22 protein-coding genes are annotated in these 24,276 nt (G+C 63.1%); 12 read left to right on the top strand and 10 right to left on the bottom strand.

All coding sequences use genetic code 11. The features are described from left to right. Nucleotides 1-99 precede the first annotated feature (99 nt). Entirely contained in the window at nt 100-1,377 is a 1,278-nt protein-coding gene (gene purD / locus HNR59_RS07640; RefSeq protein WP_183828151.1) for a phosphoribosylamine--glycine ligase, read from the top strand. Here purD and HNR59_RS07635 read toward each other — a convergent pair. Then, on the bottom strand, nt 1,374-2,531 hold the full coding sequence (locus HNR59_RS07635; protein ID WP_425488629.1) for a glycoside hydrolase family 25 protein: 1,158 nt from the start codon (nt 2,529-2,531) through the stop codon (nt 1,374-1,376). The two genes, purD and HNR59_RS07635, sit on opposite strands and share 4 nt — an antisense overlap. A 221-nt stretch (nt 2,532-2,752) precedes the next feature. Between HNR59_RS07635 and HNR59_RS07630 the strand changes: the two genes are divergently transcribed. Both HNR59_RS07630 and HNR59_RS07625 read left to right on the top strand, forming a co-directional pair. Continuing rightward, the gene (locus HNR59_RS07630) at nt 2,753-4,522 is read left to right on the top strand and encodes an acyl-CoA dehydrogenase family protein (RefSeq protein ID WP_183828148.1); all 1,770 of its coding nucleotides are present in this window, start codon (nt 2,753-2,755) and stop codon (nt 4,520-4,522) included. Between the two features lie 22 nt (nt 4,523-4,544). Next, nucleotides 4,545-5,297 carry a crotonase/enoyl-CoA hydratase family protein gene (locus tag HNR59_RS07625; RefSeq protein ID WP_183828145.1) on the top strand — a complete coding sequence of 251 codons (753 nt, stop codon included), beginning with the start codon at nt 4,545-4,547 and terminating at the stop codon, nt 5,295-5,297. A gap of 3 nt (nt 5,298-5,300) precedes the next feature. Here the strand turns inward: HNR59_RS07625 and HNR59_RS07620 are convergent, their stop codons facing one another. Further along, complete coding sequence (locus HNR59_RS07620; protein WP_183828141.1) at nt 5,301-5,750, bottom strand: hypothetical protein; 450 nt, start codon at nt 5,748-5,750, stop codon at nt 5,301-5,303. Nucleotides 5,751-5,757: 7 nt separating this feature from the next. Further along, complete coding sequence (gene pdxH / locus HNR59_RS07615; RefSeq protein ID WP_183828138.1) at nt 5,758-6,378, bottom strand: pyridoxamine 5'-phosphate oxidase; 621 nt, start codon at nt 6,376-6,378, stop codon at nt 5,758-5,760. A 39-nt stretch (nt 6,379-6,417) separates the two neighbouring features. Here pdxH and HNR59_RS07610 point away from each other — a divergent pair, with 39 nt between their 5' ends. Both HNR59_RS07610 and HNR59_RS07605 read left to right on the top strand, forming a co-directional pair. After that, nucleotides 6,418-6,885, top strand: coding sequence for an RT0821/Lpp0805 family surface protein (locus HNR59_RS07610; RefSeq protein ID WP_246374529.1), 468 nt, complete (start codon nt 6,418-6,420; stop codon nt 6,883-6,885). Between the two features lie 850 nt (nt 6,886-7,735). Continuing rightward, nucleotides 7,736-8,905, top strand: coding sequence for a porin (locus HNR59_RS07605; RefSeq protein WP_183828133.1), 1,170 nt, complete (start codon nt 7,736-7,738; stop codon nt 8,903-8,905). An 82-nt stretch (nt 8,906-8,987) separates the two neighbouring features. Here the strand turns inward: HNR59_RS07605 and HNR59_RS07600 are convergent, their stop codons facing one another. From HNR59_RS07600 to HNR59_RS07575, 6 genes are all read right to left on the bottom strand, one after another. Further along, entirely contained in the window at nt 8,988-9,554 is a 567-nt protein-coding gene (locus HNR59_RS07600) for a DUF6101 family protein (protein ID WP_183828130.1), read from the bottom strand. A gap of 178 nt (nt 9,555-9,732) precedes the next feature. Continuing rightward, on the bottom strand, nt 9,733-11,163 hold the full coding sequence (locus HNR59_RS07595) for an FAD-binding oxidoreductase (protein ID WP_183828127.1): 1,431 nt from the start codon (nt 11,161-11,163) through the stop codon (nt 9,733-9,735). A 5-nt stretch (nt 11,164-11,168) separates the two neighbouring features. Next, nucleotides 11,169-12,137 (bottom strand): L-threonylcarbamoyladenylate synthase, encoded by a 969-nt coding sequence (locus HNR59_RS07590; protein WP_183828124.1) that lies wholly within the window; start codon nt 12,135-12,137, stop codon nt 11,169-11,171. A gap of 22 nt (nt 12,138-12,159) precedes the next feature. Next, nucleotides 12,160-14,565 (bottom strand): glycine--tRNA ligase subunit beta, encoded by a 2,406-nt coding sequence (glyS, locus tag HNR59_RS07585; RefSeq protein WP_183828120.1) that lies wholly within the window; start codon nt 14,563-14,565, stop codon nt 12,160-12,162. Further along, nucleotides 14,566-15,519 (bottom strand): glycine--tRNA ligase subunit alpha, encoded by a 954-nt coding sequence (locus tag HNR59_RS07580; RefSeq protein WP_183828117.1) that lies wholly within the window; start codon nt 15,517-15,519, stop codon nt 14,566-14,568. Nucleotides 15,520-15,655: 136 nt separating this feature from the next. Beyond that, a complete protein-coding gene (locus HNR59_RS07575; RefSeq protein WP_183828114.1) occupies nt 15,656-17,431 on the bottom strand; it encodes a tetratricopeptide repeat protein in 1,776 nt (591 codons plus the stop codon). A 266-nt stretch (nt 17,432-17,697) separates the two neighbouring features. Here HNR59_RS07575 and HNR59_RS07570 point away from each other — a divergent pair, with 266 nt between their 5' ends. Continuing rightward, nucleotides 17,698-18,129 (top strand): MerR family transcriptional regulator, encoded by a 432-nt coding sequence (locus HNR59_RS07570; RefSeq protein ID WP_183828111.1) that lies wholly within the window; start codon nt 17,698-17,700, stop codon nt 18,127-18,129. Between the two features lie 121 nt (nt 18,130-18,250). Here HNR59_RS07570 and HNR59_RS07565 read toward each other — a convergent pair whose 3' ends face one another. After that, the gene (locus tag HNR59_RS07565) at nt 18,251-19,267 is read right to left on the bottom strand and encodes a polyprenyl synthetase family protein (protein ID WP_183828108.1); all 1,017 of its coding nucleotides are present in this window, start codon (nt 19,265-19,267) and stop codon (nt 18,251-18,253) included. Nucleotides 19,268-19,474: 207 nt separating this feature from the next. On the opposite strand from HNR59_RS07565, the gene HNR59_RS07560 reads away from it, so the two are divergent. The 6 genes from HNR59_RS07560 to HNR59_RS07535 all read left to right on the top strand — a co-directional run bounded on the left by HNR59_RS07560 (nt 19,475) and on the right by HNR59_RS07535 (nt 24,275). Next, the gene (locus tag HNR59_RS07560) at nt 19,475-21,157 is read left to right on the top strand and encodes an alpha/beta hydrolase (protein WP_183828105.1); all 1,683 of its coding nucleotides are present in this window, start codon (nt 19,475-19,477) and stop codon (nt 21,155-21,157) included. 43 nt (nt 21,158-21,200) lie between these two features. Further along, nucleotides 21,201-21,425 carry a putative signal transducing protein gene (locus HNR59_RS07555; RefSeq protein WP_183828102.1) on the top strand — a complete coding sequence of 75 codons (225 nt, stop codon included), beginning with the start codon at nt 21,201-21,203 and terminating at the stop codon, nt 21,423-21,425. After that, nucleotides 21,422-22,216, top strand: a complete 795-nt coding sequence (locus HNR59_RS07550) for a tRNA1(Val) (adenine(37)-N6)-methyltransferase (protein ID WP_246374528.1) — start codon at nt 21,422-21,424, stop codon at nt 22,214-22,216. Before HNR59_RS07555 ends, HNR59_RS07550 begins: the two co-directional genes overlap by 4 nt. Before the next feature lie 58 nt (nt 22,217-22,274). Further along, nucleotides 22,275-23,135, top strand: a complete 861-nt coding sequence (locus tag HNR59_RS07545; RefSeq protein ID WP_183828099.1) for a S49 family peptidase — start codon at nt 22,275-22,277, stop codon at nt 23,133-23,135. Nucleotides 23,136-23,210: 75 nt separating this feature from the next. Then, a complete protein-coding gene (locus HNR59_RS07540; RefSeq protein ID WP_183828096.1) occupies nt 23,211-23,396 on the top strand; it encodes a hypothetical protein in 186 nt (61 codons plus the stop codon). 9 nt (nt 23,397-23,405) lie between these two features. After that, complete coding sequence (locus HNR59_RS07535) at nt 23,406-24,275, top strand: 4-(cytidine 5'-diphospho)-2-C-methyl-D-erythritol kinase (protein WP_183828092.1); 870 nt, start codon at nt 23,406-23,408, stop codon at nt 24,273-24,275. Nucleotide 24,276 lies beyond the last annotated feature (1 nt).

Genomic DNA, 24,276 nt, shown 5'->3' with positions numbered 1-24,276 from the left:
TTTGGTGGAAACAGCCGCAAATCGGGCATTACGCCTTGACCTTGATAGCCATCGCCAATAGCGGAAACCCTTGCAATCCGACACGCGCGAGGTCTGCCCATGAACGTTCTCCTTCTCGGCTCCGGTGGCCGCGAGCATGCGCTGGCGTGGCGGCTGGCGGCCTCGCCTTTGCTGACAAAACTTTATGCTGCACCGGGCAATCCCGGCATCGCCGAGGAAGCCGAACTGGTGGCGCTCGACATCGCCGATCATGATGCGGTGCGCCGCTTCTGCCTCGATCGGGCCATCGATCTCGTCGTCGTCGGGCCGGAAGCGCCGCTGGTGGCTGGCCTTGCCGACGATCTGCGTGCGGCAGGTATTCGCGTGTTCGGCCCCTCCAAAGCCGCAGCGCAGCTGGAAGGCTCCAAGGGTTTCACCAAGGATCTGTGCGCGCGCTTCAACATCCCGACCGGCGCCTACCGGCGTTTTTCGGCGCTTGAGCCGGCAAAGGCCTATGTGCGCGAACAGGGCGCGCCGATCGTCGTGAAGGCCGATGGCCTCGCCGCCGGCAAGGGCGTGACCGTGGCGATGACGCTGCCCGAAGCCATCGAGGCGCTGGAAGCCTGTTTCGACGGCTCCTTCGGCGCAGCGGGGGCGGAAGTGGTGATCGAGGAATTTCTTAGGGGCGAGGAAGCCAGCTTCTTCTGTCTGTGCGACGGCAGGACGGCGCTGCCCTTCGGCACGGCGCAGGACCACAAGCGCGTCGGCGACGGCGACACCGGACCCAACACCGGCGGCATGGGCGCCTATTCGCCCGCGCCGGTGATGACGTCCGAAATCATCGAGCGCACCATGCGCGAGATCGTGGAGCCGACCATGCGCGGCATGGCCGAAATGGGCCACCCCTTTCAGGGTGCGCTGTTCGTCGGCCTGATGATCGATGACGAGGGCCCGAAGCTGATCGAATACAACACCCGTTTCGGCGATCCCGAATGTCAGGTGCTGATGATGCGTCTGAAGGAAGATCTGCTTGTCCTGCTCAACGCCGCTGTGGATGGGCAGCTCGCCCATACATCCGCGCGCTGGCGCGACGAAACGGCGCTGACCGTTGTGATGGCCGCGAAGGGCTATCCGGCCTCGCCGGAAAAAGGCAGCGTCATCCACGGCGTTGAAGCTGCGGCTACAGGTGAGAATGTGGAAATCTTTCATGCCGGCACGGCGATGCGTGACGGAGAACTGATCGCCAATGGCGGCCGGGTTCTGAACGTCACCGCGATGGGCGCAAGCGCCGGCGAAGCGCAGAAACGCGCCTATGAAGCCGTCGATCGCATCGACTGGCCGGAAGGCTTCTGCCGCCGCGACATCGGCTGGCGCGCGGTGGAGCGCGAAAGAGACTAATCCTTCGCGTTGATTGATCCGGTGGCTATCGGGTCGATCCCGGCTGCGGATTCGGCGTCGGCGATCATCTGCTGGAACGCCTCCAGCTTGCCGGCTGCATATTCCGCCATTCCATGGCGATACCGGCCCCTGTAAGGCCCGCTCATGGCCACGGCCCAGCCATAACGCATCCGGCGCCAGCCCTCGCCAGCCGCTTCCGCCAGCATCAAAAATGTCGGCAACCGGGCGACATCGACGTATGCGATGGTGACTTCACCTTCCAGCGCTTCAGCGCGCGCGACGGGCACCGGCACGCGAAACAGCATATCGACCGGCACGCCGACCAGACCGCCGAAAGGCCAGGCTGTACGCAGTTCCTCTGCCGTCATCGCCGCGACGTTCACGTCGATGTCGGTCGGTGTGCCGGGCACGCGATACGGGCAGCGCCGGGCATTGCAGTTGGCCTGCGTTGCGAACTGCCACAGCGCGTAGCTCCGCCAGTTGCCCTTTGGGAAATGCATGTCGATCTCGGGCTTGTAGCGCGCATACCAGAGCGGCAGCCGCGACAGCAGCGGATAGAGATGGCGGTGGTCGGCGATATGCTGTGCGGTCGAGCCGTTGGTGTAGAGAACCGGGAAGCGCCCGACGCGGCGATGCACATGGCGCACGAACTCCTCGGCGTCGGCCAGCGACATCCATTTTTCCGGGTCGTTGTCCTCGATGTCGAGCGCCATCAGGTCATCCGGACCGGGCCGCGCGAAATCGATGAAATTGTTCGCCTGTTCGATCGGATTGCCGGGGCGGGCAAGATGATAGGCGCCCCATTCCAGGCCGAGCGCCCGCGCCACGGTGCGCCGTGTCTGAAACAGCTCCTTTGCCACCGCATGGCGGCGAAACAGCGCCCGGCACAAGCGCACCTCGGTCTCGTCACCCTTGCAGGCATAGGGCGGAGGCAACCCGTCGGAAGCCTTGTTGATGAAGCCGACGATGCGCTTGTCGCTAGCAAGCTCGGCCCAGTCTATCGAATTATACTCGTAGGCATCGATGACCAGCGCGCGGTCATCGCGTTTCCACGGCTCGCTGAAATCGGACGCAAGCGCGGCGGACGGGGCGGCAAAGGCAATTGCCGCCGCGGCGAACAGCCTGCGCCAAAAGTCTGATTGCGTTGCTCCCAAGCCGGTGTTCCTTGCGATTGACCGGCAATCCTCACCGTTTATGGTTAACAGATTGTTGACATCCCATCGGCCGCACCTTCCCCGAAGGCGAGGATCATGGGTGGGTCCGTAAAATCCGCGTGACAAAGTTTGACGTTTACGTAAAAAGGACAGGCGGGAAGCTGGCGCTCGCCGTTCCCCGCAGTCTGCAAGTGCCGCCAACAGCCTCAGGAGGAGCCCGCATGTATCGCGCACCGGTCGAAGAAATCGCCTTCACTCTCAAGCATGTGGCCGGACTGGAGGAAGCGCTCGCCTCGGGCGCGCTGGGCGATCTGGGCAGCGATCTGGTCGACGCGGTGCTGGCCGAGGCCGGGCGGTTCGCCACGGAAGAGGTAGCGCCTCTTTACAAGGCCGGCGATGAGGTCGGCGCGGTGCTGAAGGATGCGGCCGTCACCACCCCTCCCGGCTGGAAGGATCTTTACACACGCTGGCGCGAGGGCGGCTGGAACAGCCTGACCGGGCCGGAAGAATATGGCGGACAGGGCTTGCCGATGATGCTCTCGGTTGCCGTTCTGGAAATGTGGAACTCGGCCTCCATGGCCTTCGGCATCGGCCCGACGCTGACCATGGGCGCGGTCGAGGCGCTGGAAAAGCATGCCACGGATGAGCTGAAGGCCATCTATCTCGACAAGCTGGTGTCGGGCGAATGGATGGGCACCATGAACCTGACCGAACCGCAGGCGGGCTCCGACCTCGCAGCCCTGCGCACCCGCGCCGAACGCGTGGGCGACGGCACCTACCGCATCTTCGGTCAGAAGATTTTCATCACCTATGGCGAGCACGATTTCACCGACAACATCGTGCATCTGGTGCTGGCGCGCCTGCCGGACGCGCCGGCGGGAACGCGCGGCATTTCGCTGTTCCTCGTGCCGAAATTCTTCGTCAACGCGGACGGCTCGCTCGGCGCGCGCAACGACGTGTTCTGCTCGGGTCTCGAACACAAGCTCGGCATTCACGGCTCACCCACCTGCACCATGATCTATGGCGACGGTTTCGGCGGGGCGGAGCCCGGTGCCATCGGCTGGCTGATCGGTGAGGAAAACAAGGGCCTCGCCTGCATGTTCACGATGATGAACAATGCCCGTCTGGCGGTCGGCATGCAGGGCGTGGCGATTGCGGAGGCAGCGTTCCAGAAAGCGCTGGCCTATGCCAATGAGCGCCGGCAGGGCAAGGCCGCTTCCTATTCGGGCGAAGGCATGGCGCCGATCGTCCACCACCCCGACGTGCAGCGCAACCTGCTGACGATGAAGGCGCTGACACAGATCGCCCGCTCCATCTCCTACAACTGCGCCCATGCCATCGACATGGCGCGCGTGTCGGAAGGCGACAAGGCGCAGCACTGGCGCGACCGCGCCAATCTTCTCACGCCGCTGGCCAAGGCCTTCTCCACCGATGTCGGCGTGGACGTCGCTTCGCTCGGCGTGCAGGTGCATGGCGGCATGGGCTTCATCGAGGAAACGGGGGCAGCGGCCCTTTACCGCGATGCGCGCATCGCGCCGATCTACGAAGGCACCAACGGCATTCAGGCCATCGACCTCGTGACCCGCAAGCTGCCGCTTGGCGAAGGCCAGCATGTGCATGGCTATATCGGGGAGCTTGGCGCAATCGTCGACGGGCTGAAGGGGGTAGAGGGCTTTGGCCGGAGCGAAAAGTTGCTTCGCGAAGCGCTTGATGACCTCACCGAAGCGACGCGTTATCTGCAGGAAAAGCTTGCCGGCAACTCCATGCAGGAGGCGCTGAGCGCTGCAACGCCTTATCAGCGCCTGATCTCTCTGGTGGCCGGCGGCGCCTATCTCGCGCAGGCGGCCCTTGCCGGCCACGACAACGAGCGCGTTGCGCTCGCCCGCTTCTTCGCCGAGAACATGCTGGGCGAGGTCGCGGCGCTGAAAGAGCGGGTGCTGGGCGGTGCGGAGAGCCTCAGCCTTGCCGGCGCATCGCTGATAACGGCCTGACGGGCTGCGGGAGGAACTAATCTTGACCCATCACATACAGATCGAACGGCGCGGCGCGGTTCAGCTCATTCGCATGAACCGGCCCGAAAAGAAGAATGCGCTGACCCGCGCCATGTATGCGGCCATGGCCGACGCGCTGACCGGCGGCGATGCCGATCCGGCGGTGCGCGTGCATGTCTTTCTCGGCGTTCCGGGCGCCTTCTCGGCAGGCAATGATCTTGCCGATTTTCTCGCCATTGCCACCGGTGGCGAAGGCGGAACCGAAGTGTGGGATTTCCTGCTGGCGCTGGCCGGATCGCAGAAACCGATCGTGTCGGGCGTGGATGGCATTGCCGTCGGCATTGGAACGACCATCAACCTGCATTGCGACCTGACTCTGGCCACCCCGCGCACCGTGTTCCGCACTCCCTTCGTCGATCTCGGCCTGGTGCCCGAGGCAGGATCCAGCTTGCTGGCTCCGCGCCTGCTCGGGCGGCAGGGCGCGTTTGCGCTTCTCGGTCTCGGCGAGGGCTTTTCAGCCGAACGCGCCCATCAGGCAGGCCTGATCTACGGCGTCGTCCATGAAGACAGGCTTGAAGAGACGACGCTGGCGGCAGCCGAAGACATCGCCGAAAAGCCGCCGGAAGCGCTGAAGATCGCCCGCGACCTCATGCTCGGCTCCCGCGAAGAACTCAAGGAACGCATCCGGATCGAGAGCGCACATTTCCGCGAACGGCTGACGTCGGAAGAGGCGCGCAACGCGCTCATGGCCTTCATGAACCGGAAGAAGGGCTGAGCGTCAGATCAGGCCGTGATCCTTCATGGCCTGAGCCTCGTCCGGGGTGATCCAGGCGAAGATCTTTGCCTCGCCGCCCGCGAAGTTGACGAAGTAGATATTGCGGAAGGCAATTGTTCCCTTCGCCCCGTCGTGCGAGCGAAGGTAGTCGAATTCCCAGTCCGCCCGGACCATGGCGTTGGCGTCGTCCAGCATCTCCACGTCGAGGGCGATGATCTCGAACCGTGTTCCGCCGATGGCCCGGTAATTCCTGAAGCCCTGCCGCAGGATGTCCGGGAATGACGAATCTTTCGTCCCGCCCATCACGCCTGCCGGGCCAGCGCCAACGAAATGGTCGGCGAAAACGCCGGTCAGCGCATCGATATCGGCGCTGTCCGGCGCCAGAAGGGCGGCGTTGCTGTTGCGGCTGTAGCTGCGGAACAATGCCTGCGCCTGCCCTTCCCGCGTGTTCATTTCCCGCTCATGGATAGAGGCGTGTCGTCTGCCAGCCCGTACCATCGGGTTGGCGTGAGAAAACGACGCGATCGTGAAGCCGGAACGGACGATCGTGCCAGAATTCGATGGTCTTCGGCAGAATTCTGAAACCGGACCAGTGCGAAGGGCGCGGAATGCTCCCCACCGCGTGGCGGGCGGTATATTCGGCAACGGCCTTTTCCAGAGCGAACCTGCTTTCCAGCGGTCGCGACTGCTTCGAGGCCCAAGCACCGATCCGGCTGCCGCGAGGACGCGAGGCATAATATTCATCCGCCTCCGCATCCGACACGATTTCCACAGGTCCGCGCACCCGCACCTGCCGGCGCAGCGATTTCCAGTGGAAGCACATGGCCGCCTTCATGCTGCCGAGGATTTCGCGGCCTTTGGCACTTTCGAAATTGGTGTAGAAGGTGAAGCCGCGCTCATCGAAGCCCTTGAGCAGCACCATGCGCACGTCCGGCAGGCCCTCCTCATCGACAGTGGCCACCGCGACCGCGTTCGGATCGTTGATCTCGGAAGCTGACGCATCGTCAAGCCATTGGGCAAACAGGTGAAACGGCTCCTCCTCCTGCGTAAAGTCATGATCTGTTAACTTGGCATCGCTCATAGTTTTTCTCGAATTTTAACTTTCACCGGAGATGGGCGATTGTCGCGCAACGCGCAAGCTTCTGGCAACCGGCGGACTCCACGTGGGATTTCCGTCTCCGTCAGGGCAATCGCGTCCGTCGTCCTCCTGTCGCTCGGTGGCTGCGGCATGGGCGGTTTCAGCCTCGACAAAGCTGAAATAGACCGTTCGATCATCACCAGCAATGTGCCATCCACCGTGAGTGGCACGGCCACCGATGCCGGCCTCGCTGCCGACCAGATGACCATCCGCAATGCGGCTTCCGCAGCTGACCTCGAAGAACTGGCCGGACAGCCCCTGGCATGGGCCAATGCGGATACGGGTTCACGTGGCGCAATCTCGGCGATTGCCGAAACCAAAGCGAGAGGCGAACTGTGCCGCGCTTTTTCCACCAGCCGTGAAAGTTTCGACGGCGTGACGCTCTACAAGATGCGCATCTGCATGGTCGGGGCCGGCGCCTGGCGCATCGACGAGTTCAGGCCAGCCTAAAGCATGTCGCCCGAAAGTGGGAACCGGTTTCGGAATCACGACATGCATAAAAACAATAGCTTAAAGCGTAAGGAGCGAATCTGAAAGATCGCGACACGCTTTAGGATCAACGCTCAAGCGGCAATCCAGTCTGCTTGTATATCCGGCGACTCTGTGGCCGAAGATCAAGGCTGCGCGCTACTCTTTTCGACAAAGGCTCCGTCCTCATTGCGGATTCCCCGGACGCTTTTGTGCAATCCCCGCCCGTCTCAGAACGAATTTTCGGGCGGCATGTCTCGCCCCGTCCTGCAAGCTGCCTGAAATCGACGGCAGCCTCTCTCCTCAACCGAAAGAAGCCCGGCCCGTGGCTCCTGAGACCGGAACCACGGAGATACAACCTCAGGGTTGTACAAAAGCCCCCGCAGCCAGATGCCCGTCACGCATGCCGGAAGGGACCATTCATCGAAAACGGTGGTCGTGGGGCATTTTTCAGAATCACAAAAGGGAAAAAAGAAGAGGCCTCGTAAAAGGTTACGGCCGCCCCCCTATAGCGAGGCCTCTCTCGACTGGAGATCGAGATCTATACGCTCTCATAGGTTGCATTATTTGTAAATACTCTATTTATAATTGCATATCTGCCCGGTGAAACTGCACCGCCACCCGGCCTCCGGCCGCCCCCGGACATGTGCCCTTAATGCAACATTTGATTGCAATATATAAAATTGCACAACCAAAAGATGTAATTTTCCTTGCCTCAAAAGGCCGGCTGGGAAATCAATCACCACGGAAAGAGGGGGCGACTCGCACGATCTTTTCATTCGCGGCCTTCGGGCTCACAGAAAACCATTCAGTTCTGAACTGGAGAACATAAATGAACATCAAGAGCCTTCTTCTCGGCTCCGCTGCGGCACTCGTCGCAGTCTCCGGCGCCCGCGCCGCCGACGCAATCGTCGTGGCCGAGCCTGAACCCGCTGAATACGTCCGCATCTGCGACGTCTACGGCGCTGGCTACTTCTACATCCCCGGCACCGAGACCTGTCTCAAGATCGGCGGCTACCTGCGTTACGACATCGGCGTGGGCGACGCTCTGGGCCTGAAGTCGATCGACAAGAAGGACGCCTACAACTTCATCCGCGGCAATGGTAACACTGTCGACATTAACGACACCTACTTCAAGCGCATGCGCGCCCAGCTCACCTTCGACACCCGTTCGGAGACCGAGTACGGCACACTGCGCGGCTTTATTGCCACATACTATCAGCGCGATTCTGTCGAAGTTGACATTGGCAATGACACGTACTCCGACACTGAAGCGGCATGGGCTCTTGAGCATGCCATCATTCAGCTTGGCGGCCTGACCATCGCTTACACCGACTCGCTGTTCGAGACGCTGACCGACTCGGCCGGCTCGGTCATCAACGATGACATCGGCGTGACTTACACCCCTGGCAAGACCCACCTGATCGCCTACACCTTCGACGGTGGCAACGGCTTCTCCGCCACGATCGGCGTGGAAGAGGGTTCGGGCGAAGAGTACACCCTTGATTCCTACGTCCCGCATGTCGTGGCTGGCGCCTCGTTCACGCAGGGCTGGGGCAAGATTGCCGGTGTGATCGGCTACGACGCCAACTTCGGTGAAGTTGCCGGTAAGGTCCGCGTCGACTTCAACGTCAACGAAGCTCTGAGCCTGTGGGTGATGGCTGGCTATCAGGACTACAATGCTGAGCGCGCCTGGTGGTCGGACCAGTTCGATCTTTCCGGCCGCAGCAGCTACTATGGCGTCTGGGGCGGCGACTGGGCTGTCTGGGGCGGTGGTCAGTATCGCTTCAACGAGAAAGCCTCACTGGACGTTCAGCTGGCCTACGACGACAACGAAACCTTCGGTGCTGCAGTCGGCGTGAACTACGCGCTGGTTCCCGGCTTCAACATCCGTCCGGAAGTTGTGTACGCCTCGGGTTACGAGCGCGACATCAACAACAACAAGGTCGGCGGCAAGAACGACGGTTGGGGTGGTTACCTCCGCTTCCAGCGTTCGTTCTAAGATCGGTTTCACCGTCTGAACAGAAGAACCCGGCAGTTTCCTGCCGGGTTCTTTTTTTGTTGTGGTCGATTATCGGAAAGCGTCAGGTCCGGGCGATGATTTCCTCACCGTCGATCACCAGCCTCAGACCAAGATTACCGGTGCGGCGGCGGGCAAGGAAGCGGGGACGCCTGCGGGCCGGCGCACGGCCCTGCCGGCGCTCCTGCGGCGGCATGGTCTTGATCGCAGCGCCAAGCGATTCCTCCAGCGTGCGGGCCACGCCATCAGCCTCGATCAGCAGCATGGGCAGACGGTAGGCTTCCGACCAGGCGCGCCAGTCGGCCGCCACATCGTCCAGGTCATGGGCGACCAGAAGCGGCACGGACAGCATGGGATCGTCGTGCAGAAGTTCGAGCGTTACCGTGACATGGCCATCGGCGTCTTCCAGCGCGCGGGCGGCCACACCCCGGAACACATTCGACGGCAGCGCGATGACGGCCGGCAGGCCGCTCATCTCCAGCGTCCGGCGCAGGACCGCGCCGCGATGGTCCACAGTCAGGGTAACGTCGCCATGGTCCTCGCGGCTGGCGTAGCTCACCATCTGCGGCAAGCGAAAGGGGTCGAGGCGCATGTTGCGCCCCGCCCAGACTGGCTTCAGTCCAGTTTGCATTGGTGCCTTCCTGTTTTCTTCCGAGAGCCGGTATCCGGTCTCCCCGGGCCGTTTTCGGCCTCGTTATGCAGGCAAGGTAACGTGAGCCCCTTACCGGGGCGCTTAAGAAATTCGGTTAAATTTTGCTGATCTTCCAGATGGTTAGGAAAATCCAACCGGAAGGCATCGGCGTAAAGGCTCAGATAACCTTACCCGGGTTCATGATGCCGGCCGGATCGAACGCCGCCTTGACGCGGCGCATCAGGTCGATGGCCATGGGTGGCGCCGTAGCGATCAACTCGTCGCGCTTCAGCTGGCCGATGCCATGCTCGGCCGAGATCGATCCTGCGAAATCGCGCACAACATCATGCACGGCATCATTGACGGCACGGTAGAGGGCGAGGAAGGCGGCATCCTCGCCGTCTGCGGGCCGGGAGACATTGTAGTGCAGGTTGCCGTCGCCCATATGGCCGAAGCAGACCGGGCGCGCGCCGGGTGCCACCTGCTCCACGGCCTTGCCGGCCTTGTCGATAAAGGCGGGGATCGCGGCAATCGGCACAGAAATGTCGTGCTTGATAGACGCGCCTTCGGGTTTCTGGGCTTCGGGCAGGACCTCCCGGAAATTCCACAGAGCCTCGGCCTGCGAGAGGCTTGCGGCAATCACTGCATCACCGGCAACGTCTCCTTCGATCGCAGCGCCCAGTATGTCCTCTATCAGGCCACGCGCGTCTTCAGCGGAGCGGCCGGAGGAAATCTCCATTAGCACATACCATGGCCAGTCGCTCGTCAGGGGGCGCACCACGCCGGCGGCATGGGCCAGCGTGAAATCGTAAGGCCGCTGCCCGATCAGCTCGAAGGCGGTGAGTGAACTGCCGGCCCTGTCGCTGGCCATTGCGAACAGCTGAAGCGCGGCCTCCGCTGACGGCAGACCGACAAAAGCGACCTCCCTGCCCTTCGGCATTGGAAACAGCTTCAGGACCGCCGCGGTGATCACGCCAAGCGTGCCCTCCGCCCCAACAAACAGGTCCTTCAGGTCGTAGCCGGTGTTGTCCTTCTTCAGCTTGCGCAGATCGTCGAACACCTCGCCGGTAGGAAGCACCACCTCCACGCCAAGACACAGTTCGCGCGCATTGCCGTAAGCCAGCACATTGGTGCCGCCGGCATTGGAGGAGAGATTGCCGCCGATCTGGCACGAGCCCTGCGCGGCCAGCGAAAGCGGAAACAGCCGGCCAGCCTGTGCCGCCGTTTCCTGCAGGGTCTGGAGAATGACGCCGGCCTCGGCCGTCACCGTATTGGACAGGAGATCGACCTCGCGGATGCGGTTGAGCCGCGATAGCGACAGCACCACCTGCCCGCTGACGGCGTCCGGCACCTGCGCCCCAACAAGTCCCGTATTGCCGCTCTGCGGCACGATTGGCGTGCCTGTCTCGGTCGCCAGCCGCATGATGCGGCTCACCTCATCGACGCTGCCCGGCCTCAGCACCAGCGAGGTGCGGCCATGCCAGAGCCCGCGCGGCTCGATCAGATAGGGGGCGATGTCCTGCTGCGAAGTGAGCGCATGGCGCGCGCCGACGATTTCCGCGAAACGCTGCACCAGACCGGGATCAAGGAAAAGTGCTGCGTCTGCCATCGGTTCTAGTCTCCGTTCACCACATCACGCGGAGCTGCCGCCCGCGCCAGCCGGTCGTTGATCGCTTCGCCAAGCCCCGTCATTGGCACAGGCTCGACCGCAATCGCGGCAGCGCCGCTGCGGTCCAGTTCATGCATGAAGGAAAAAAGGTTGGCGGCCGCCTCGCGCAAATCCCCCGCAGGCGAAAGGTTGAGTACCGCCACCGCATTCTGCTCATTCGCCACGCGCTGCGGCCCGAAGGCCAGCAGCGCCTCTCCGGGAAGAACGCGTTCCACGCCAAGCCGCATTCCGGCCTTCGGCGCGTAATGCGACATCATCATGCCCGGCGCTTCGATGCCCTTCGCGCCGCGCTCAGGCCGCTGGCCGACAACCGCTTCGATTTCGTCCGCCGCGATGCCGCCCGGGCGCAGCAGGCGCACCCTGCCGTCCTCGACCTTGACGATGGTCGATTCCAGGCCGACCGGCGTTGCGCCATCATCCACCACAAGCCTGATGCGCTGGCCGAGATCGGCAGCAACCGCCTGGGCGGTGGTGCCGCTGATGCGCCCCGACGTATTGGCGCTGGGAGCCGCGAGCGGCCGCCCCAGAGCCGCAATCAGTTTCGCGCCGAAACCGCGCGGCATGCGTAGCGCGATAGTGTCCAGCCCGGCGGTCGCCAGCGGATGGATGCCGGCATCCGGCTGCATCGGCATGACCAGCGTGAGCGGTCCCGGCCAGAATGCCTGCGCCAGCCGGCGCGACAGCGGATCGAAGCGGCCGATGCGCTTGGCCATTGCCATGTCGCTGACATGGGCGATCAGCGGGTTGAAGCGCGGACGCCCCTTGGCTTCATAGATGCGTGCCACCGCCTCGCCGCTGGTGGCGTCACCGGCAAGGCCATAGACAGTTTCGGTGGGGATGGCGACGACCTCGCCGGCCCTCAAAAGGGCCAGCGCCGGCTCCAGAGCCTTATTGGCGGGCAGTATCTCGGCCACGCTCAGTCATCCCCTTGCCGGATTAGCCGGCGATGCGCGAGAAATCGGCAACCTCGCCGGTGGCAGTGCGGATGCGGGCAAGCAAGGCGAGGCGATTGGCGCGAACGGCAGCATCCTCGTCATTGACGAGAACCTTGTCAAAGAAGGCATCGACCGGCTCGCGCAAGGCGCTCAATGCGCGCATGGCGGCCGAAAAGTCCTCGTTTCGGATCGCATCGCGCGCGTTGGTCTCGGCCTGACCGATGGCGGTGAACAGGTTCCTCTCCGCATCGTCCCGGAACAATTCGGGTTCCACGGTCCCCGCAACGGCGGTGCCCTTCTTTTCCTCGGCTGCGAGAATGTTGGCCGCGCGCTTTGTGCCGGCCAGAAGGTTCTTGCCGTCCTCCGAATCGAGGAAAAAGATAAGGGCTTCCAGCCGCCTTGCCGCCAGAAGCAGGTTGTCGGTGTCGGCCGTCAGAACCGCATCGATGGCATCGTAGCGCGCACCTTCATCCTTCAGATAGACCTTGAAACGGTCATGCAGGAAGGACAGCATGTCGTCGGTAACGGCCTGCGTGGATGCCAGTTTTTGCGGCGCAACGATAAAATCCTGAACCGCGAAGGAGCCGCTGACATCTTTCAGCTTCAGGAGACCGAAGAAAAATTCTCTCGGGCGCTTTGAAAAGCCTTCTTCCTCATCCGTGAAGAACCATTCGCCGTAGGTATCGTCGTAAATCTTTTCGTCGACATTATCGACATAGGAGAGGAACAGGGCCGAATTCCTTCCCATGTCTTCGACGATAGCGCGGTAAGCATTCCTGATCAGCGTCCTGAGGCTGAGCCGCAGATCGTTTTCCAGAATCAGGCGGATCACGCCAAGGGCCGCGCGGCGCAGCGCATAGGGATCCTTCGAACCCGTCGGCTTTTCGTCGATGGCCCAGAAACCGACCAGCGTGTCGAGCTTGTCGGCGAGCGCCACCGCCACGGACACCGAAGCAGTCGGCACGCGGTCGGACGGACCCTGCGGCTTGTAATGTTCCTCGATCGCTGCGGCGACCTCGGACTTCTCGCCCTGCAACAGCGCGTACTTGTGGCCCATCGCGCCCTGAAGCTCGGGGAATTCGCCCACCACCTCGGTCTGGAGATCGGCCTTGGCGAGCACCGCCGCGCGTGCGGCCAGTTCCGGGTCGGCCCCCGTCAGCGGGGCGATCTCGCGCGCCAGGCCGACGATGCGCTGAACGCGCGCGCCCTGCGTGCCGAGCTTCGCGTGGAAGGTCACGCCCAGATGATCGAGACGGGCCATGCGCTGGTCGAGCGGCTTCTTCAGGTCAAGCACGAGCTTTTCGGCCGAGCCTTTCAGCTGGTCGAGATCGGGCACGTCGGCCTGGTCGGTCTTCCAGAAATGCACCGCATCCGAAAGGCGCGCACGCACCACTTTGCCGTTGCCATGGGCGATTTCCCTGCCGCCGTCCTTCGCTTCGATGTTGGAGATCAGCAGGAAGCGGTTGGCCAGAGCATCAGTCTCGCCCTGCGGGCGGGCGACGAAACACTTCTGGTTGGCGCGGATGGTGAGGCGGATGACTTCCGGCGGTATGGCCAGAAACTCCTCCTCGAATTCCCCCAGCAGCACGACGGGCCATTCCACAAGCCCGGCTACCTCTTCCAGGAGCCCCTCGTCCTCGACCAGATCGAGGCCATTGGCGAAGGCCAGATTGCGCGCATCCGTCTGGATCATCTCCTTGCGGCGGTCGGCATCGAGAACCACCTTTGCGGCTTCGAGCGAGGCGGCATAATCCTCGAAGCGCCGGACGGTGATCGCCTGCGGCGCATGAAAGCGATGGCCATAGGTGACGTTGCCGGAACGCACGCCCTCGACCTCGAAATCGATCACCACCGGCTCGCTGGTTTCGGGGCCAAAGGTGCACAGGATCGACTGCAACGGCCTGACCCAGCGCAACGCATCGCCGCCGCGCCCCGCAACACCGCCATAGCTGCGGCCCTTCGGCCCGGAGGCGGCACCCCAGCGCATGGATTTCGGCCATGGGAAGGCGCGGATGATGCCGGGCATCAGGTCGGCGATGATATCTTCCGCCGCGCGCCCCGGCCTGACGATATGGGCGACATAGAAATCGCCCTTCTTCGGGTCCGAGTGCACATGCGCTTCTTCAATGGAGGCAAGTCCGGCAGAGCGCAGGAAACCCTGAATGGCCGCTTCCGGGGCCTTTGTGCTTGGGCCCTTGCGGTCCTCGCGCACATCGCGCGAGCGGGCGGTGAGGCCGCGCACGTCGAGCGCCAGACGGCGCGGCGTCCAGTAGGCGCGCGCTGCCTCATAGGTCAGGCCGGCATCCACCAGCCCGTCGGTGACCATTTTCTTGAGGTCTTCCGCAGCCTTGCGCTGCATACGTGCAGGAATTTCCTCGGAACGAAGTTCGAGCAGAAGATCGGGCATTTATGCGGCCTCCGGCGCGCGCTGGAAGCCACCGGCTTCGGTCTGGAGAAAGGCTTCGCCGCAAGCCTTGGCGAGGTTGCGCACGCGCAGGATGTAGCTCTGGCGCTCGGTCACCGAAATGACACCGCGCGCATCGAGCAGGTTGAAGACGTGGCTGGCCTTGATGCACTGGTCGTAGGCCGGCAGCACCATGCGATGCGGCTGGCCTTCCGGACGATTGGCCCCGGCGGCGAGCAAAGCAACGCACTCCTTTTCCGCATCAATGAAATGCTGATGCAGAATGCCGGTGTTGGCATGCTCGAAATTGTAGCGGGAATATTCCTGCTCGGCCTGCAGGAAGACGTCGCCATAGGTGACTTTTTCCTCGCCTTCGCGGCCATTGAAGTTGAGGTCATAGACATTGTCGACGCCCTGCACATACATGGCCAACCGTTCGAGGCCATAGGTCAGCTCGCCCGCCACGGGAGCGCATTCAATGCCGCAGACCTGCTGGAAATAGGTGAACTGCGATACTTCCATGCCATCGCACCAGCATTCCCAGCCAAGACCCCAGGCGCCCAGCGTCGGGCTTTCCCAGTCGTCTTCCACGAAGCGGATGTCGTGCAGCAGCGGGTCGATGCCGATGGCCGCGAGCGAACCCAGATAAAGTTCCTGCAAGTCCGGCGGGCTCGGCTTCAGGATGACCTGATACTGATAGTAGTGCTGGAGCCGGTTGGGATTTTCGCCATAGCGGCCATCCTTGGGACGGCGCGAGGGCTGCACATAGGCGGCATTCCACGCCTTCGGCCCAAGCGCGCGCAGCGTCGTGGCCGGATGAAAGGTGCCGGCGCCCACTTCCATGTCGTAGGGCTGCAGAACGGCACAGCCGTAATTGGCCCAGTAATTGTGCAGCGTGAGGATCAGCCCCTGAAACGAGCGGCTGGGATGCATATGGGCAGGAAGTTCGGCGTTCACGGAAACGGCCTCGGCGGAAATGGGAAGGATGGTGCCTTCCCTAGTGCGCCGCTCCCGGAGCGTCAAGAAAAGAGCGCTGGCGAAGTGCCGGGGAATGCGAAGCACTTCGTCGCGCTTCGCATTCGCATGACAGATTTCAGCCCTTCGGTTCCGCAGCAGGCTTCGGCTTGGGGGCCGGCGCATCCTGCGCGGTGCTGGCCGTGATGGGCGGCAGTCCCTTCTGCAACTTCTTCTCAACCTCGGCCAGAACGTCCGGCTCGGGCTTGAGGTCGCGCGCATAGCTCCACTGGAAGGTTGCCTCCAGCCTGCGGCCAACGCGCCAGTAGGCGTCGCCGAGGTGGTCGTTCAGAACCGGATCCTCCGGCCGAAGGGAAACCGCGCGTTCGAGCTCGCGCACGGCATCCTCGAAGCGGCCGAGCTTGTAATAGGCCCAGCCCAGCGAATCGACGATGTAGCCGTCGCTCGGACGCAGTTCCACGGCGCGCTGGATCATCTCCAGCGCCTCCTCAAGGTTCATGTTCTTGTCGACCCAGGAATAACCGAGATAGTTCATGACCTGAGGCTGTTCGGGATTGAGCTCAAGCGCCTTGCGGAAATTCGGTTCGGCCTTCGTCCATTCCTTCAGCCGCTCGTAAGCGATGCCACGCTGATAGAAGATGTTCCAGTCGGCCGGTTCCGGCTCCTTCAGGCGTTCGACCGCCTTGTCGTAAAGCTCCGACGAGGCCCGCCAGTTTTCCTTGGCGCCGTAGACGCCGCCCAGCGCCAGATAACCGCGCATCTCGTCCGGCTTTGACTCGACCAGCGCCTTGAGATGCTCGATCGCTTCGTCGTTGCGGCCGAGATCGGCAAGGTTGAGGCCAAGCTGCAACTCGGCGATCTGCTTGTAAGGCGATGCATCGGAAATGCGCTTGTAATAGGCAATGGCGCGCTCGCCGTCCTTCATCTGCTCGGCAACACCGGCGAGCTGCACCAGCGCGATATCGCTGTCGGGCTTCAGCGCCAGCGCATATTCCAGATAAAGCCGTACGAACGGCTCGCCGCCACCCCGGTTGAGCGCGGTGGCCAGATTGGTGAGGATCTCGGACGCGCCATCTGCCGGCGTGACCACCATCGGCGCGATCTCCGCGCCGCTCCCGATGCTTTCGCGCAGGGCTTCGATTTCGGCCCGGCCGGTCACGAAATCCTCGGACTTGTCGAGAACCGCCAGCGCCTCGTCCTTCTTGCCTTCACGGGCAAGCAGACGGGCATAGGCCTCGGCGCTGCGCAGCCATGTTTCCGGTGCAGCGCCGCCAGCCGCGGTGTTTTCAAAGGTCGCCTTGTAAGCCTCGGCGGCCTTGTCCTTCAGGCCGGCCGCATCGGCGATCAGCGCGCGATGGTATGACTTGAAAAGATCGAACCATTCCGGCCCCTTCAGCTTGCCGACATAATTCACGGCATCATCGGCCTGACCGGCGCCGAGACGTGCCCAGCCGGTCATGACGCCACTGATGAGGCGGTCGAGATCGGCCTGGAGCGACAGCTTCAGCCAGTATTCCGCCTTCTGGTAGTCTTTCTTGCGGAAGGTATCGACCGCAAGCGCGAGCCGCGAAAAGCGCTCGATGTCGGGAACTTCCCTGAGCTTGTCGGCATAGGGCAGCGATTCGTCGAAGCGGCCCTGCGCGATCAGCGTCAGCATCAGGCTTTGCTGGAGCTGGGTGTCATCGGGCGCGAAAGCCAGCGCCTGCTTGTAATAGGTAATGGCGCTGTCGAGGTCGTTATCGCCTTCAGCCACGCGCGCGGCCAGATAGGCGCCGGAGAACGAGGTGATCTCGATCGGCTTTGCCGCCTCCTGCGCAACGACGACCGGGCCGCACAGAGCCAGCGCGGTTGCCACAGTCAGACCCGCGAGCCAGCGAATGCGTTGATGCGGCATCGTCATCCTTTCAGCCGAGAGCGTCCCGGACGCCTTGCCGGAACCGTCGTAATCTTCATGTGACGGCGAAGCATGGCCTTTTTGGGATCGTGCTTCAATCCGGGGTATTTTTGCATCTGCCCAACCGCACAGATGCGCCCTGGCCATTTGTACGATTACCCGCTTGCAGGCGCAATCCTGCAAGACCGGATGCCTGATGCCCTGAGCGGGTGACATAGTTGACCGGAGTGCTTACTTTTCCCTCAACAATGAGGTGAAGACAGACAATGGCTTTTTCAATCGGTGAACTGGCCCGGCGTGCCGACGTGAAGGTTCCCACGATTCGCTATTATGAGCAGATCGGCCTGATGCCGGAAACGCTGCGCACCACAGGCCAGCAAAGGCGTTACGGCTCTGCGGCGGTGACGCGGCTGGCGTTCATCCGCCATGCCCGCGAACTCGGCTTCGACATCGAGGCTATCCGCACGCTTCTGTCCCTGCAGGACGATCCCGACCAGCCCTGCGCACAGGCCGACGAGATCGCCAGAACGCGTCTGGTCGAAGTGGACAGGCGAATCGCAGCCTTGCAGGCTCTGCGCAAGGAATTGAAGCACATGGTGGATCAATGCGCGCAGGGGCGGGTCTGCGAGTGTCAGGTCATCGAGACGCTGGCCGACCGCACCCATTCGCACAAGTCATGGAAGGAACTGGGTAGCTGACGTAAAGCGTGCCGCGATCTTTCAGATTCGCCGCTTACGCTTCAAGCTCTTGTTCGCACACGTATCGTTTTCCCGAAACCGGTTCTCACTTTCGGGCGACGTGCTTCAGGGAAAGGCCGGGTCAATTGACCCGGCTGATGCAGAAGTCGATGACGTCGATCATCGCTGACTTCTGTGGCGTCGCCGGCAGCGGCGCCAGCGCGTCGCGGGCAATCTCGCCGAAGTGGCGGGCGCGGCCGATGGTGTCCGAAATCGCCGCATGGCGCGCCAGCAGGCCTATTCCCTTTTCCAGCGCGGCGTCGTCGGTCTCGTTGTCCTCGATCGCCTTCTTCCAGAAGGTGCGCTCCTGCGCCGTGCCGCGCCGATAGGCGAGAATCACCGGAAGGGTCACCTTGCCCTCGCGAAAATCGTCACCGACATTCTTGCCCAGATCGCTGCTCGATCCGCCGTAGTCCAGCGCGTCATCGATGAGCTGGAAGGCAAGCCCGAGGTTCATGCCGTAGGAGCGAAGTGCCGCGCGGTCGTTGCGCGAGGCACCGGCGACCACCGGCCCGACTTCCGCAGCCGCGGAGAACAGCGCCGCCGTCTTGGCCTTGATCACGGCGAAATGCTCGTCCTCAGTGGTTTCCAGATTCTTTGCCGCAGCAAGCTGCATCACCTCGCCCTCGGCAATGACCGAGGCCGCCGTGGACAAAATGTCCAACGCGTCGAGCGAGCCGACATCGACCATCATGCGGAAGGCCTGCCCGAGCAGAAAGTCTCCAACCAGAACGCTGGCCTGGTTGCCCCAGATCATGCGGGCCGTCTTCTTGCCGCGCCGCATGCCGCTTTCATCGACGACATCGTCATGCAGCAATGTCGCCGTGTGCATGAACTCGACAGCCGTGGCGAGCTTGATATGGCCGTCTCCGGCATAGCCGAACATCTGCGCGGCAGCGAGCGTCAGCATCGGGCGCAGGCGTTTGCCACCTGAGGAAATCAGATGATTGGCCACCTCGGGAATCATCTGCACGTCGGAACCGGCTTTTGACAGGATAAGTTCGTTGACCCGGCCCATGTCTGAAGCCGTCAGATCGACCAGCTCCTTGATGGAAGCGGTTTCGCGCTTGCCGTCCCCGAGATTGACAACGATACCCAACTATCGACTCCTGAACCAGAAAACCCGCCGATACGGCCACATATTGCCAGGACTCTAGGGAGATGGTCACGTCACGGCAAGAGGCGAATTGGCACGGCGGGGCCAGCAATTCGCCTCCGCCTCGCATGAATGAACTGGAAAATCTACCCTTCCGCTGCCTATACCTGAAACCGAATTGCATTCAGTCCCAATGGCGACAGTGAAATCATGTCCTCTTCCGTCAGGTCCCGCACCGGCAATCTCTTTTCCCGCCTCGCTCTTTCCCTGTCCACAATCGGCCTGCTGACGGGAACGCTGTTCTTCGCCGCCTCATTCACGCCTTCGCTGATTCCGCGGGATTATCTTCTGCAGGGCGTGCTGGCCGGCCTCGCCTTCGGCGTCGGATATCTGCTCGGCGTGCTTGGCGTGGGGCTGTGGACCTATCTGGAACTGCCGATGCTGAAGGGGCAGGCTGCACGCCGCGCCAAGCAAGCGGCCGGCATCGTGTGCGCCGCCATCGCGATCACTTTTTTGTGGCAGGCCTCGGAATGGCAGAATTCGATCCGCGTGCTTCTGGACATGCCGCCCGTGGACAGCGTCTATCCGTTCCGCGTCGGGCTGATCACCATCATCACCTTCACCGTTCTGCTCGGCATCACCCGCCTGTTTCGGTGGACACTGGACTTTATCGACAGGCGGCTTCAGGGCTTCATGCCGCGCCGGATTGCGGCAGTCATCGGCGTCGCGGCAGCGGTGCTGATCTTCTTCAGCCTCATCAACGGCGTCCTGCTGCGCTATGCCATCTATGTCGCGGAAAGCTCGTTCCGCGCCGCCGACGAACTGATCGAGCCGGACACGCCGCAGCCGGAAAATCCGGTCAAGACCGGCAGCGCCGCCTCGCTGCTCGACTGGGACGGCATCGGCCGGCGCGGCCGCCAATATGTCGCCACGGCCCCGTCGCGGCAGGATATTTCCGCCTTTACCGGACGGCAGGCGACGGAGCCGCTGCGCGTCTATGTCGGCCTGCGTTCGGCCGAAACGCCGCAGGAACGCGCCCGGCTGGCGCTGGAGGAACTGAAGCGCATCAATGCCTTCGACCGCTCTGTCCTCGTCCTCATCACGCCGACCGGCACCGGCTGGATCGATCCGCCGGCGATCGATACGCTCGAATATCTTCACGACGGCGACGTCGCCACCGTAGCCGTGCAATATTCCTATCTGGCAAGCTGGCTTTCGCTGCTGGTCGAGCCCGAATATGGCGGGGAGACGGCGCGCGCCCTGTTCACGGAAGTCTACGGCTACTGGACCGGCCTGCCGAAAGAGAGCCGGCCGAAGCTCTACCTCTACGGCCTCAGCCTCGGAGCCATGAATTCGCAGCGCTCCAGCGAGCTTTTCGAGGTGCTTGGCGATCCCTATCAAGGTGCGCTGTGGGCCGGCCCGCCCTATTCCAGCCAGTTGTGGCGCTCGATCACCGAGCGCAGGAACGCCGGATCGCCGGTCTGGCTGCCACGGTTCCGCGACGGCTCCTATGTGCGCTTCACCGGGCAGGAAAACGCGCTCGGCCTTCCGGGCGCAAAATGGGGCCCTATGCGCGTCGTCTACCTGCAATATGCCAGCGACGCCGTCGTGTTCTTCGATCCGCTCTCGGTCTACCGCGCGCCTGAATGGATGAGCGAACCGCGCGGCCCGGACGTATCGCCCCAGATGCGCTGGTATCCAATCGTCTCGTTCCTGCAACTGCTGGTCGATATGATGACGGCCACGACCACCCCCATGGGACATGGCCATGTCTATGCGCCGCAGCACTATATCGATGCATGGATCGAGGTGACGGACGTGCAGGGCTGGTCGGTCACCGACATAGACCGGCTGAAGGCGCACCTCGCCAGCCTGATGGAGGAGGAGCCGTGATCCACGCGTTTACATCAGCCCCTCAAACTGCGACATCTCCTGTATGATCGAGCTTGTGCGCACCAACGATGCCGTCGTCATCTCCTTCGTGGAAGCGCTGATGCGTGATGCGGGTATTGCCTGCATGGTGGCCGACCAGAACATGAGCGTCATGGACGGTTCGCTCGGCATCCTGCCGAGGCGCATCCTTGTTGATTCCGAACAGGCCGACGAGGCCCGCAGGATACTGGCCGATGCAGGAATCGCCCATGAGATCCGCGACGCATGATGGCTCGCGAAGAGCAGGCACGCCCTGACGGGCATACCATTGACGCCTTTCATCGTGGCCGCTTCTGGCTGGTCCAGCCGGCCAAAGGCGGTCATCGCGCCGGAATGGACGCCATGATGCTGGCCGCAAGCGTGCCCTCCGGCTTTTCCGGCCGGCTGGCGGATTTCGGCGCGGGCGCAGGTGCCGCCGGCCTAGCCGTTCTGTCGCGTTGTCCGACCGCGCAGGCGGTTCTGGTGGAGCGCGCGCCGGAAATGGCTGCCTGCGCTGAGGCCACGCTTGCCCATCGCGGCAATGCGCATCTTGCCGCCCGCGCCGCGGTTCTGACGGCCGATGTCGCGCTGACGGGCAAGGCCCGGCACATGGCGGGGCTTGAAGACAATACCTTCGAATACGTGATCATGAACCCGCCCTTCAACGCCGAGGCAGACCGGGCGACGCCGGCCGAACTGAGGCGTCAGGCACATGTCATGGAGGACGGGCTGTTCGGGAACTGGCTGCGCAGTGCCGCCGCCGTCATCCGCCCGCGCGGCGGTGTTTCGGTCATTGCCCGCCCCGAATCCCTGCCGGCCATACTGGAGGCCATGGAGGGCCGCTTCGGCAGCGTTGAAATCAAGGCCATCCATCCGCGCGAGGATCAGGCCGCGATACGCATCGTCGTTCGCGCGACATATGGCGCGCGCGGCAAGCTCATGCTGTGCCCGCCCCTCGTGCTGCATGAGGCTGGCAGCGGCCGCCCCCTTCATCAAAGCGACCAGATAATAAACGGCGTGGAATCACTTTTCGGCGATTGACGGCTTTGCTGCGGCGCAGCGAATGCCTACATGCTGCGCAGATCCCGGAGACATTGCCTTGAAGAGACTTCTCAACCGCCTCCTGCCGAAATCCTGGCGCTCCAACGTCACCACCATTCCCGTCATCCGCCTGCACGGAACGATCATGGCGGGCGGTTCCCAGTTCCGCCCTGCCCTGTCGCTGGCCACCACGGCGGGCCTGATCGAAAAGGCATTCGCCTTCGATGCGCCGGCCGTCGCGATTTCCATCAATTCGCCGGGCGGCTCGCCGGTGCAGTCGCGGCTCATCTTCAAGCGCATCCGCGACCTTGCGCGCGAGAAGAACCGCAAGGTTCTGGTCTTCGTGGAAGATGTGGCGGCCTCCGGCGGCTATATGATCGCGCTGGCCGGCGACGAGATCATCGCCGACCCGTCCTCGATCGTCGGCTCAATCGGCGTGGTCTCCTCCTCTTTCGGCTTTCCCGAATTGTTGAAGAAGATCGGCGTCGAGCGCCGCGTCCACACCGCCGGCAAGAACAAGGCCGTGCTCGATCCGTTCCAGCCCGAGAAAAAAGCGGATGTGGAACGGCTGAAATCGCTGCAGCTCGAAATTCACGAGACCTTCATCGACATGGTCCGGCAAAGGCGCGGCGCAAAGCTCAGCGACGATCCCGACCTGTTCACCGGCCTGTTCTGGACCGGCAAGAAGGGCCTCGAACTCGGCCTTGTGGATTCGCTGGGCGACATGCGCGAGGTTCTGAAACAGCGCTATGGCAGCAAAACCCGGCTGAAGCTGATCAGCGCGCCGCGCGGGCTCTTGTCGCGGGTCGGATCGTTCGGAACGCGCGGCCGAAACATCCCCGACATGGCGGCAGCCGCAACCACCGGCCTGATCGATGCGGCAGAGGAGCGCGCCTTGTGGTCGCGCTTCGGCCTTTGAAAAACCGCGCGCACGCGCTACCATCATGCATGATCGGCCGGATGCCTTTCGGCATCGTGCCGCAGGAGAGCTGAGATGCCGCAGATCATCTTCTTCGTCGCCGTGGGCATCGTCGCCTATATCGGCTACCGCACCTTCGTCAGGGAAGCCGAGCGGGTGACGGCAAAAATCCGCCGCGCCGAGCAGCAGCAGAAGACGGGCGCGAACGGCACGCTGGTCAAGGACCCGAAGACGGGCGAATACCGCGTCGCCAAGGACTGATTGCCGTCCGTGAACGCGATTTCCGTGCTTGCCGAGGCCGCCCCGGCCAAGATCAACCTTGCCCTGCATGTCGTCGGCCGCCGGCCGGACGGCTATCATGAGCTGGAAACCCTTGCCGTCTTCACCGAGTATGGCGACCGGCTGAGCGTCGGGCACGGGGAGCGGGACGAATTTTCCATGCACGGCCCCTACGCTGCCTGCCTGCCCGCGGACGACGGCAATCTGGTGATCCGCGCCCTCGAGGCACTCAGAATGGCGTTTCCCGGTGTGCGTTTGCCGCCCGTTTCCATACGGCTTGAAAAGAACCTGCCCATCGCTTCCGGGATCGGCGGCGGGTCGAGCGATGCGGCTGCCGCTCTCAGGGCGCTTGCCCGCCACTGGAACCTCGACGACGCCTCGCCGCTGGCAGCACTCGCGCCACGGCTGGGCGCGGATGTGCCGATGTGCCTTGCCGCCCGGCCCTTGCTGGCGCGTGGTGCGGGCGAGCGCATCGAGCCGGTGAGCGGCCTGCCCCAACTGGCGATGTTGCTGGTCAATCCGGGTGTGGAGGTGTCGACGCCGCAGGTGTTTTCCGCCCTCGCCAGCCGCGAAAACGCGCCCCTGCCCCCTTTACCGATGAATGCCAGTCTTGATGGATTGCTGGGGTGGCTTGCCGCCAGCCGCAACGATCTCGAAGTGGCCGCCCTCTCCATCGCCCCGGCCATTGCCGAAAGCCTCGCCGCACTCCGGGCCAGCGGGGCCGCCTTTGCCCGCATGTCAGGCTCTGGCGCGACCTGTTTCGGCATCTACGAGAGCAGGCAGGCGGCTGAACTTGCGGCGAAAGCCATCAGCCGCGGACGGCGCGACTGGTTCGTCGCCGCCACGTCAACAACAGGTTAGC

This window comes from Aquamicrobium lusatiense (assembly GCF_014201615.1).
Taxonomy (GTDB): domain Bacteria; phylum Pseudomonadota; class Alphaproteobacteria; order Rhizobiales; family Rhizobiaceae; genus Mesorhizobium; species Mesorhizobium lusatiense.
This window is presented reverse-complemented; position numbering and strand designations above follow the sequence as displayed.